This is a genomic window from Siccirubricoccus soli, from assembly GCF_024178315.1.
Lineage (GTDB): Bacteria > Pseudomonadota > Alphaproteobacteria > Acetobacterales > Acetobacteraceae > Siccirubricoccus > Siccirubricoccus soli.
Map to the genome: position 1 here is coordinate 1 of NZ_JAMZIK010000203.1, position 10,388 is coordinate 10,388.

Annotated in this window: 9 protein-coding genes, 1 pseudogene and 1 riboswitch; of the genes and pseudogenes, 7 read left to right on the forward strand and 3 right to left on the reverse strand. The window is 73.5% G+C overall.

Annotated elements, in window-relative coordinates:
- Positions 1-207: 207 nt before the first annotated feature.
- The gene (locus tag NJ376_RS25690; protein WP_252956220.1) at positions 208-921 is read right to left on the reverse strand and encodes a class I SAM-dependent methyltransferase; all 714 of its coding nucleotides are present in this window, start codon (positions 919-921) and stop codon (positions 208-210) included.
- Positions 922-1,016: 95 nt separating this feature from the next.
- On the opposite strand from NJ376_RS25690, the gene gloB reads away from it, so the two are divergent.
- Both gloB and NJ376_RS25700 read left to right on the forward strand, forming a co-directional pair.
- Positions 1,017-1,745: a hydroxyacylglutathione hydrolase gene (gloB, locus tag NJ376_RS25695; protein ID WP_252956221.1), complete on the forward strand. Its 729-nt coding sequence runs from the start codon at positions 1,017-1,019 to the stop codon at positions 1,743-1,745.
- A gap of 1 nt (position 1,746) precedes the next feature.
- Complete coding sequence (locus NJ376_RS25700) at positions 1,747-2,214, forward strand: cupin domain-containing protein (protein WP_252956222.1); 468 nt, start codon at positions 1,747-1,749, stop codon at positions 2,212-2,214.
- A 218-nt stretch (positions 2,215-2,432) separates the two neighbouring features.
- Here NJ376_RS25700 and NJ376_RS25705 read toward each other — a convergent pair whose 3' ends face one another.
- Complete coding sequence (locus tag NJ376_RS25705) at positions 2,433-4,019, reverse strand: ABC transporter substrate-binding protein (protein ID WP_252956223.1); 1,587 nt, start codon at positions 4,017-4,019, stop codon at positions 2,433-2,435.
- 45 nt (positions 4,020-4,064) lie between these two features.
- Positions 4,065-4,170, reverse strand: a riboswitch (TPP riboswitch).
- Between the two features lie 110 nt (positions 4,171-4,280).
- On the opposite strand from NJ376_RS25705, the gene NJ376_RS25710 reads away from it, so the two are divergent.
- A complete protein-coding gene (locus NJ376_RS25710; RefSeq protein ID WP_252956224.1) occupies positions 4,281-5,147 on the forward strand; it encodes a TauD/TfdA dioxygenase family protein in 867 nt (288 codons plus the stop codon).
- 147 nt (positions 5,148-5,294) lie between these two features.
- On the opposite strand, the gene NJ376_RS25715 is transcribed toward NJ376_RS25710, so the two are convergent.
- On the reverse strand, positions 5,295-6,341 hold the full coding sequence (locus NJ376_RS25715) for an NAD(P)/FAD-dependent oxidoreductase (protein WP_252956225.1): 1,047 nt from the start codon (positions 6,339-6,341) through the stop codon (positions 5,295-5,297).
- A gap of 232 nt (positions 6,342-6,573) precedes the next feature.
- Between NJ376_RS25715 and tsaE the strand changes: the two genes are divergently transcribed.
- The 4 genes and pseudogenes from tsaE to NJ376_RS25735 form a co-directional block, all read left to right on the forward strand.
- Positions 6,574-7,038: a tRNA (adenosine(37)-N6)-threonylcarbamoyltransferase complex ATPase subunit type 1 TsaE gene (tsaE, locus tag NJ376_RS25720; protein ID WP_252956226.1), complete on the forward strand. Its 465-nt coding sequence runs from the start codon at positions 6,574-6,576 to the stop codon at positions 7,036-7,038.
- The gene (locus NJ376_RS25725) at positions 7,035-8,015 is read left to right on the forward strand and encodes an aminoglycoside phosphotransferase family protein (protein WP_252956227.1); all 981 of its coding nucleotides are present in this window, start codon (positions 7,035-7,037) and stop codon (positions 8,013-8,015) included. The genes tsaE and NJ376_RS25725 overlap by 4 nt, the downstream gene beginning before the upstream one ends.
- 112 nt (positions 8,016-8,127) lie before the next feature.
- Positions 8,128-8,853, forward strand: coding sequence for a nucleotidyltransferase family protein (locus NJ376_RS25730; protein ID WP_252956228.1), 726 nt, complete (start codon positions 8,128-8,130; stop codon positions 8,851-8,853).
- Between the two features lie 110 nt (positions 8,854-8,963).
- A pseudogene (locus tag NJ376_RS25735) lies at positions 8,964-10,388 on the forward strand (double-strand break repair protein AddB); the annotation flags it as partial.

Sequence of the window (10,388 nt, forward strand, 5' to 3'; positions counted from 1 at the left end):
TGGGCAACGGGCGGTCCGGTTCGCAGTGGGCGCCGGCTGGGCAGCGATGCGGCGGTCCTGACGCGCCGCCGCCGAAGCGTGCCGCCCGGTGCGCGGCGCGGCTTCGCTGCGCCAAGCTGTGCGGGCTGTTGATCGCCTGGCGAGACCGGGGCCCCCGCGAAGGCGCGCAGCGCCTTCGCGGGGAAAAGGCTGCGCGGGGAAAGGGTCTCAGGCCGCTTCGGCGACGACGACGCGGCGCCGCGCCGGCCTGACGCCGGCCGGGATCAGCTCGGAGAAATCCTTCGCCGCTTCCATCAGCGTCACGCCGGCGAAGCCGGGGCAGAGGCGGCTGCCCAGCCTCTCCCAGCCGCCGGCGCCGCGCAGCAGCAGCCGGTTGCGGAATGGGGGGACGAAGAGCGCGGCGTCCCGCTGCGCCACGCGGAACATCTGCCGCTGCAGCAGCGCCTCGAGCTGCAGGGCGGAATAGGGGTGGCCATGGCCGAAGGGCGTGCGTTCCAGATGCGCCCAGAGGCCGAGGCGGTTGGGCGCCACCACCAGCAGGCGGCCGTCATCCTTCAGCACCCGCCAGGCCTCCCGCAGCAGGCGGCGGCTGTTCTCCGCATGCTCCAGGCCGTGGACCAGCAGGATGCGGTCGAAGGTGAGGTCCGGGAAGGGCAGCGCATCCTCCGGCCCGGCGGCGGTGCAGGAGGCGGCGCCGCGCGGCCAGCGCCAGCGGGGGAAATGTTCCGGCACCAGGGCAATGCAGCGATGGGCTTCCGCCTTCCAGAGCCGGAGGAAGGGGCTGGCATAGCCGAGGCCGAGCACCGCCTGGCCCGGCAGGGCCGGCCAGAGGGCGCGCAGCCTGTCCCGCAGCAACCTGGCGGTGACCAGGCCGGCCGGGGTGGCGTAGAAATTCGCCAGACCGTGGACCTCATCGCGCATGCGGGGGATATAGGGCGGAACCCGCCCGGTTTTCACCGCCCGTCCCGCTTTTCCCGGGGGCGTGGCCGCGGCGCAGCACCGAGGAGAGAGAGCCCATGCCGGTTTCGGTCCAAGCCATCCCCTGCCTGTCCGACAATTATGCCTGGGCGTTGAAGGATGCCGCGACCGGGACGGTGGCCATCTGCGACCCCGGCGAGGCCGGGCCGATCATCGCCGCGCTGGAGAAGATGGGCGGGCGCTGCGACCTGATCCTCCTCACCCACCACCATGGCGACCATGTGGCCGGCGTGGAGGAGGTGCGGGCGCGGTTCGGTGCCAGGGTGGTGGGCGCCAAGGCCGATGCGCACCGGCTGCCGAAGCTGGATGTGGCGCTGGCACCGGGGGAGAAGATCGCGGTCGGGGCGACGGAGGGCGTCGTCATCGATACGCCGGGCCATACGGTGGGGCATATCGCCTTCCACTTCCCGGAAGGGCATGTGCTGCTCTGCGGCGACACGCTGTTCTCGCTGGGCTGCGGGCGGCTGCTGGAGGGGGATGCGACGATGATGTTCCGCTCGCTCGCCGCGCTTGCTGCGCTGCCGGATGCAACGCTGGTCTGCTGCGGGCATGAGTACACCGAGAGCAATGCGCGCTTCGCGCTGACGGTGGAGCCGGAGAACCAGGCGCTGGTGGCGCGGGCGGCGGAGGCGAAGGCGCAGCGCGCGGCGGGCAAGTTTACCGTGCCGACGACGATCGCCGAGGAGAAGGCGGCGAATCCCTTCGTGCGGGCGAAGGATGTGGCGCGGCTGGCGGCGATCCGCAGCGCCAAGGACAATTTCCGCTGAGATGCCCTTGGGCGCCGGGCGGCCGGTGAACCTGCGCGACCCCGGGTTGCCGGCCGCGGCGGTGATTGCCGCGCTGGGCCTGCGGCCGCATCCGGAGGGCGGGCATTACCGCGAGATCTGGCGGGATGCGCCGCCGGGCGGTGGGCGCGGGGCGGGGACGGCGATCTACTACCTGCTGGCGGAAGGCGAGCGCAGCCACTGGCACCGGGTGGATGCCGCCGAGGCTTGGCACTGGTATGGCGGGGCGGCGCTGGAACTGGCGCTTTCCGCCGATGGCGTGGCGGTGGAGCGGCGGCGGCTCGGGCCCGACCTTGGGGCGGGGGAGGCGCCTTTCGCGCTGGTGCCGGCCGGCATGTGGCAGGCGGCGCGGCCGCTCGGCGCCTGGGTGCTGGTGGGGTGCACCGTCAGCCCGGCCTTCGATTTCGCGGGGTTCGAGATGGCGCCGGCGGGCTTTCTTCCCTTCACGTAGGCGGAGGCACTTCATGGGCCTTCGACACCGTCGAAGGCAACCATTGCCTGGGGCCATGGGGCCGGAACGCTGTCAAGGACGCAGCCGCGCGGAGCGCGGTGCCGCTTCGCGGCATCCTTGACAGCGTTCCGGCCCCATGGCTGTCGCAGGAGGTCGCCCGACGCGGTCGAGCGCGCATTGGCGCGCCCGGCCTTGCGGCCAAGGGATGATGCGGGCCTTCAGCCGCGGCGGAGGTTCCACAGGAACGGGTTCGGGCCCTGCAGCACGCCCGTCAGATCCGCGCGGAAGGCCGTGCGCAGGCGGAACAGGCCGGTGGGCGCGAAGGGCACGCTCTGCCACGCCGCCTCCTGCAGCTCCGCCATCGCCGCCGCCTGCGCCGCGGCATCCGGCGCCGCGATCCAGCGCTGCACCGCCGCCTCGCTCGCCGCATCCGTGGGCCAGCCGAACCAGGCGGCCTCGCCATGCCCGCGGATGATGGGGCTGACCGCCGGGTTGGCGATGGCGGCGGCGGGGAAGTTGGTGTTGTGCAGGTTCCACCCGCCCTGCGCGGGCGGCGCCTTGTTGGCGCGGCGGGCGATCGTCGTCGCCCAGTCGCTCTCCACCAGGTCGATGTTCACCCCGAGCCGGCGCATCAGGTCGGCGGTGACGCGGCCCTGCATCGTCACCGCGGGAAAATCCGTCGGGTTCACCAGCACGATGCGCTCGCCGCGATAGCCGGCCTCGCGCAGCGCCGCGCGGGCGCGCGCCATCGCCGCCTCGCCACGCGGCGCCGGCGCGAACTCCTTCACCCCCGGCAGGCCGCAGGGGAAGACGGCGTGGCATTCGCGCCAATCCTCGGGCAGGGCCACCGCGCTCATGTAGTCCGCCTGCACCAGCACGTCGCGGATGGCGCGGCGCACCGCGACATCGGTGAAGGGCGGGTGCAGGTGGTTGAAGCGCAGGAAGCCGAGGAAGCCGTTCGGGTCATAGACCTGGGTGCGGAGGTTGCGGTCGCGCGCCAGCACCGGCACCAGATCCGGCAGCGGGTATTCGATCCAGTCGATCTCGCCGGTCTGCAACGCCGCCGCCGCCGTGCCGCCATCCGGAATCCAGAGCAACTCCAGCCGCTCGAAATGCACGCGCTTGCCGCCGGCGGCGGCCTCGGCGGGCTCGTCGCGCGGGAGGTAGTCCGGGTTGCGGGCATAGGCGGCGCGGCTGCCCTGCACGAACTCGCCAGGCAGGAAGCGCCAGGGGCCGCTGCCCACCATGCCCTCCACGCCGATCGGGCGGTCCGGCGGCGTGGCGGCGATGCGGGCGGGCATGATGAAGGCCGGGCTGGCGGCGGGCTTGGCCAGCGCATCCAGCAGGGCGGGGAAGGGGCGGTGCAGGCGGATGACCAGCACCCGGTCCTCCGGCGCCTGCCATTCCGCCACGGCGCGGGCCAGCACCTGGCCGAAACCGTCCCGCACCATCCATCGTTGCAGGGAGGCGATGCAGTCCCGCGCCGTCACCGCTTCCCCGTCATGGAAGCGCAGCCCCTCCCGCAGGCGGATGCTCCAGGTCAGGCCATCGTCCGAGACCGCATGTCCCGCGGCCATCTGCGGCCGGGGGCGGAGCTGCGCGTCGCAGCCATAGAGCGTGTCGAAGACGCAGAAGCCATGGGTGGTGGCGATGGTGGTGGGGTTCAGGATGGGGTCCAGCACCGCCGGCGCCGCCTGCGGCATGAAGCGGAGCGTGCGGGCGCGGGCGCCATCCCTTCCCCCCTGGGCAAGGGCGGGCAGCGGCAGCAGGCCGGCGGCGGCCAGCAGCGGGCGGCGGTGAAGCACCTCTCATCCTCCCCTTCGGGCGAAGGGGGCCGTTGCGCCGGCGCTCCGGCACCACGGTCACCATCCCTTCGCCGGTCCTAACCGGATCAGGTTCCACGGGTCGCGGCCTGGCCGCCTCTCAGCGCCGCACGGCGCTCCCCGGGTGTCCGTTGCGAGGATGGGCCGCCTGGCCGCGGCGCGCAAGTTTGCCGGATGTCGCCGCACCACTCATACTGGCGCCAATGCCAGCACCCGGCGGATGCAACCGCAGGGAACGATTCGATGGATACCCACGCCGCGCCGCCGCTGCGCGCCCGCCCGCTCGGCCCCACCTTCGGCGCCGAGCTTTCCGGCCTGACCGTCCGCGGCGATGTCGGCGAGGCGGAACTCGCCGCCTTCCGCGAGGCGCTGCACCGCTACGGCGTCGTGCTGATCCGCGGCGTGGCGAACGACCCGGCGGCGCAGGTGGCGTTCAGCCGCCGCCTCGGCCCGCTCGAGCACCACGCGGCGGCGAAGGCGGTACATCCGCTTCACCCCGAAATCTTCTGCGTCGGCAATTACCGCGGCGAGGGCATCACCGCGAATTTCGCCCGCGGCGTCGAGCAATGGCATGCCGACAGCAGCTACCGCGAGGTGCCGAGCCTCGCCTCCCTGTTCTACGGCGCCATCTGCCCGCCGGAAGGCGGCGAGACCTGCTTTCTGGATGCCGTGACCGCTTATGCCGAGTTGCCGGAGGCGCTGAAGGCCGAGCTGGAGGGCAAAATCGGCGTGCACGATCTCGGGACGCTGAGCGAGTGGAACCACCGCCACACGCCGGACCGGCTGCCGATGACGCAGGAGGCGCGGCGGCGCTGGCCGCCGGTGCCGCATCCGCTGGTGAAGACCCATCCGGTGACGGGGAAGCGGACGCTCTTCATCTGCCCCGCCGTCATCAGCCATGTGGAGGGCATGTCGGCGGAGGCAGGGCGCGCGCTGATCGAGGCGGTGATGCAGCATGCGACGCAGGAACGCTACATCTACCGCCACCAGTGGCGGGAAGGCGATCTGGTGGCCTGGGACAACCGCGCCACGCTGCACACGGCCAGCCTGTTCGACCACACGAAGTACACGCGGCTGATGTTCCGCACGACGGTGGCGGGGGAAGCCTGATCCGCTGCCTGGCCAGCTCACGCTGCGGCCGCGCCCCCGCTGCCTGGTGTCCTGACGCGGCTTTGCCGCGTCAGGCTGTGGAGGCGCTGGGAATGCGGTGGCTCCCGGGGTCCCCATGGCGTTGCGCAGCAACGTCATGGGGAATGGTCACGGGGAATGCGGCACGCCCTTCGAGGTGCTGTATTCGAAATGCAGTGCCTCGCCCGGGAAGACGCGCGGGTGGATGGCATGCGCCGCCATCGCCGCCTCGGCGAAGCCCTGCAGGATGAGCTTCAGCTTCCCCGGATAGGTGGCGATGTCGCCCACCGCATGGATGCCGGGCAGGTTGGTCTCGCAGGTCGCGGGCGTCACGCCGACATGGCTGCGCTCCAGCCCCAGCCCCCAGCCGGCGATGGGACCAAGCTCCATGGACAGGCCGTAGAAGGGCAGCAGGAAGTCGGCCGCAACGGTCTTCGTCTCGCCCTTCAGCGTCGCCAGTACCACGCCGGTCAGCCTGGCGCCGTCGCCCTCCAGCCCATGCAGCTGGTAGGGGATGGCCATCTCCACCTCGCCGCGCGCCGCCGCCTCGTCCAGCCTTGCGGCGCTTTCCGGTGCGGCACGGAATTTCGGGCGGCGATGCACCACGGTCACCTTGGCCGCGATCTCCTTCAGGCTCAGCGCCCAGTCCACCGCGCTGTCGCCGCCGCCCGCGATCACCACGCGCTTGCCGCGGAACTCCTCCCGCTTCGCTACCAGGTAGCGCACCGCGCCGCTCGCCTCATAGCCCGCCAGCCCGTCCAGCGGCGGGCGGTTGGGGCCGAAGGCGCCGGCGCCGGCGGCGATGATCACGGCCTTGCAGCGGACCACGTCGCCGGCGGAGCTGCCGAGCTCCCAGCCGCCCTCCACCTGGCGCAGCTTCTCCACCCGGCGCCCGAGCAGATAGAGCGGGTTGAAGGGGGCCGCCTGGGCTTCCAGCTTCTCGATCAGCGCCGCGCCGTCGATGGCGGGGTGGGCCGGGATGTCGTAGATCGGCTTCTCCGGATAGAGCGCGGTGCACTGCCCGCCGATCGCGTCCAGCGCGTCCAGCACCACGCTGCGCATGCGCAGCATGCCGCATTCGAACACCGCGAACAGCCCGACCGGGCCGGCGCCGATGATCGCCACATCCGTATCGACCGTCACGCCGGAGGCGCCGAGGCCGGGCAGTTCCGCCATCGCTTGAGATCCCTGATCCGGGCCGGTCCTCTACCCCGGGCAGGCCCGCCGACCAAGGGCGTGCCGGCCTGGCGCCCTGCCGGTGGGCCCCTGCCCCTCGCGCCGCGCAGGGCAGGGGCCCTGGCCGAGGCGCGGCGCTTTCGCTAACAGGGCGCGCACTTGAACCTGGGGCGGCAGGCTGCGCAAATGCGCCCATCTGTCCGCCCGGAGTCGCAGGACCGTCGCCGCCCCCATGGCCCAACCCGTCACTGTGACGCTGCCGGATCTGGCCGCCACCGCCGCCCTGGCCGCCCGCCTGGCGCCCGCGGCGCGGCCGGGCGATGCCCTGCTGCTGGAAGGCCCGCTCGGCGCGGGGAAGAGCGCCTTCGCCCGCGCCTTCCTCCGCGCCGCCGCGGGCGACCCCCGCCTCGAAGTGCCCTCCCCCAGCTTCACCCTGGTGCAGAGCTACGCGCTGCCGGGCGGGACCGTGGCGCATCATTTCGACCTCTACCGCCTCTCCGGCCCGACGGAGGTGCCGGAGCTGGGCTGGGAGGAGGCGCGGGAGGGTATCGTGCTGGTGGAATGGCCGGAGCGGCTGGGCGAGCTTGCCCCGGCGGACTCGCTGCGCATCGCCCTCGCCCCCGGGGCGGCCGAGGAGGAACGGATCGCCCGGCTGGAGGGCTGGCCGGACCGGCTGCCCGGGCTGCTCGCGGCATGAGGCATCCGGAGCCCTTCCTCGCCGCCCATGGCTATGCGGCGGCGGCGCGCGAGCCGTTGCCCGCCGATGCCAGCTTCCGCCGCTACATCCGGCTGCGCGGCGGGCCGCGCCCGGCCCTGCTGATGGACGCCCCGCCGCCCGAGGATGTGCGGCCCTTCGCCCTGCTCGCCCGGCACCTGCTGGCGGCCGGCCTCTCGGTACCCGCCATCCTGGCCGAGGATGCCGCGGCGGGCTTCCTGCTCATCGAGGATTTCGGCGAGCAGAACCACGCCCGGCTGCTGGATGCCGGGGCTGATCCCCTGCCCCTCTATGAGGAAGCGGCGGAGGCGCTGGCGGCGCTGCATGGCGTCTCGCCCCCGCCCGGCCTGCCGGTCTGGGATGCGGCGGCCATGGGGCGGGCGACGGCGGCGACCTTCCTCGACTGGTGGTGGCCGGCGGCCTTCGGCCGGGCGGCGCCCGAGGCGGTGCGGGCGGAGCTGGACGAGGCGCTGCATGCCATGCTGGCGCCCTTCGCCGGGGCCAGGGGCTTCGTCCACCGCGACTATTTCCCCGCCAACCTGATGCGGCTGCCGGAGCGCGAGGGGGCGCGGCGCACCGGCATCCTGGACTTCCAGGATGCCGCGCTGGGCCACCCGGCCTATGACCTCGTCTCCCTGGTGGAGGATGCGCGGCGGGAGGTGGCGCCGGCGGTGCGGCGGGCGGCGATCGCCCGCTACTTCGCGGCGCGGCCGGGGCTGGACCGGGGGCAGTTCCTCGCCGCCATGGCGGCGCATGGGGCGCAGCGGCACCTGCGGGTCGCGGCGCTCTGGGTGCGGCTGGCGGTCAGGGACGGCAAGCCGGCCTATCTGCGGTACGGGCCGCTCTGCTGGGGGCTGCTGGCAAGGTCGCTCTCTCAGCCGGCCTGTGCGCCGCTCAGGGAATTCCTGGACCGGCACGTGCCGGACGAGCTGCGCCGGAACCCGGCGCCGGAATTGTGACGGGGCGCCCCAACCGGGGTGTCGAGGGAGGGCTTTGCCCTCCCCCGAACCCCCACCCACCAAAGGCCGAAAGGCCTTTGGAAACCATGAGTCTGCTGGCGGAAGCGAAGCGATGAGTCCCAAACGTGCGATGGTGCTTGCCGCCGGGCTGGGCCAGAGGATGCGGCCGCTGACGGAGACCACGGCCAAGCCGCTGCTGACGCTGCAGGGGCGCAGCCTGCTGGACCAGGCGCTGGACCGGCTGGAGGAGCAGGGCATCGCCGAGGCGGTGGTGAACGCGCATTGGCATGCGGAGAAGGTCGCCAGGGCGGTCGCGGCGCGCAGCTCGCCTGCCATCACCTTGCAGCAGGAGGAGACCTTGCTGGAGACGGGGGGCGGGGTGACGCGGGCGCTGCCGCTGCTGGGGCCGGAGCCCTTCTTCGTCGTCAATGGCGACTCGGTGTGGCTGGACGGGCCGACGCCGGCTCTGGCGCGCATGGCCGCCGCCTTCGACCCGGCGCAGATGGACGCGCTGCTGCTGCTGGTGCGGGCGGCGCAGGTGGAGGGCGAGATCGGCCGCGGCGATTTCCTGATGGACCCGCTCGGCCGGCTGCGGCGGCCGAAGGAGCGGGAGCTGGCGCCCTATGTCTTCGCCGGGGTGCAGATCCTGACGCCGGCCCTGTTCGCCGCGGCGCCCGCCGGCGCCTTCAGCCTGAACCGCCTCTACGACCATGGCATCGAGGCCGGGCGCCTGTTCGGCCTGGTGCATGACGGCGTCTGGTTCCACCTCTCCGCGCCCGAGGATCTGGAGCGCGCCGAGGCGGCCTTGCATGCCGGGCTGGTGAAGGCGTTGTTTTGAGTGGGCTGAGGCGGTTCCGCCGGCGAAGAATCGGTTTCCAAAGGCCTTTCGGCCTTTGGCGGAGGGAGTTTGAGGGAGGCAGCGCCTCCCTCAGATGCTAGTTGTTCAGCATGCGCCTTTTCGACATCCCCGCGCATCTGCCCTTCCTCGACTGCCTGGCGGATGGCGTGCTGCGGGCCATCCCGGGCGAGGCGCCGGAGCGGCTTTCCCGCGTCACCATCCTGCTGCCCACCCGCCGCTCCGCCCGCGCGCTGCGCGTGGCCTTCCTGCGCGCTGCCGAGGGCCGCGCCCTGCTGCTGCCGCGGATGCGGGCGCTGGCCGGGCTCTCCACCGAGGATGCCGACGAGCTGGCGCTGCCCGCCCTGCTCGACCTGCCGCCTTCCGTCGAGCCGCTGCGGCGCCAGGCGGTGCTCGCCGGCTTCGTGCAGCGCCTGCCGCGGGAGCGGGGCGGGCCGACCTCGCCGGAGCAGGCCTGGTCCCTGGCCGGGGCGCTGGCCACCCTGTTCGACGAGATCGCGCTGGAGGAGCGCGACCTCGACCTGCTGGCGGACAGCCCGCCCGAGGCGCTGAACGAGCATTGGCTGGAGCGGCTGGCGGCGCTGGTGCCGGACACCCATGCGGCCCACTGGCAGATCACCCTGGCCTTCCTGCGCGGCGTCATGGCGCAGTGGCAGCATTGGCTGGAGACGGAGGGGCTGCTCGATATCGGCATGCGCCGCGCCCAGGCGCTGCGCGTGCAGACCCTGGCCTGGCAGCAGGAGCCGCCCGGGGACCCGGTGATCGCGGCCGGCATCGGCGTCGGCGGCACCATCCCGGCGGCCGAGGCGCTGCTGCGCGTCATCGCCCGGGACCTGCCGCAGGGTGCGGTGGTGCTGCATGGCGTGGACCAGGATTCGGCCGAGCAGGTCTGGGACGCCATCGCCGATTCGCCGACCCACCCCTATTGCGGGCAGCAAAGATTGCTGCGGGCGCTGGGGGCGGTGCGGGAGGATGTGCGGCGCTGGCCGGGCTGCGAGCAGGCCGCGCCGGGCGTGCCAGCGGACCGGCCGGCGCTGCTCGGCATGGCGCTGCGCCCGGCGGCGGGGCTGCCGGCCTGGCAGGCGCGGCGGCCGGATCGCTGGCGGGCGGCGATGCAGGGCATCACCCAGCTCACCGCCCCGGATGCGCAGGCCGAGGCGGTGGCGATCGCCCTGACCCTGCGGGAGGCGCTGGAGGACCCGAGGGCGCATGTGGCGCTGGTGACGCCGGACCGCGACCTGGCGCGGCGCGTCACGGCGGAGCTTGCCCGGCATGGGGTGACGGCGGATGATTCCGCCGGCGAGACGCTGGGCCAGACCCCGGCCGGCGCCTTCCTGCGGCTGCTGGCGGAGGCGGTGGCGAGCGAGTTCGCCCCCGTGCCGCTGCTGGCGCTGCTGAAGCACCCCCTCTGCGCCGGCGGCTGGCCGCGCGGGCGCTGGGTGGGGGCGGTGCGGCTGCTGGAGCGGGTGGCGTTGCGCGGGGCGCGGCCGGCGCCGGGCCTCGACGGGCTGCGCGCC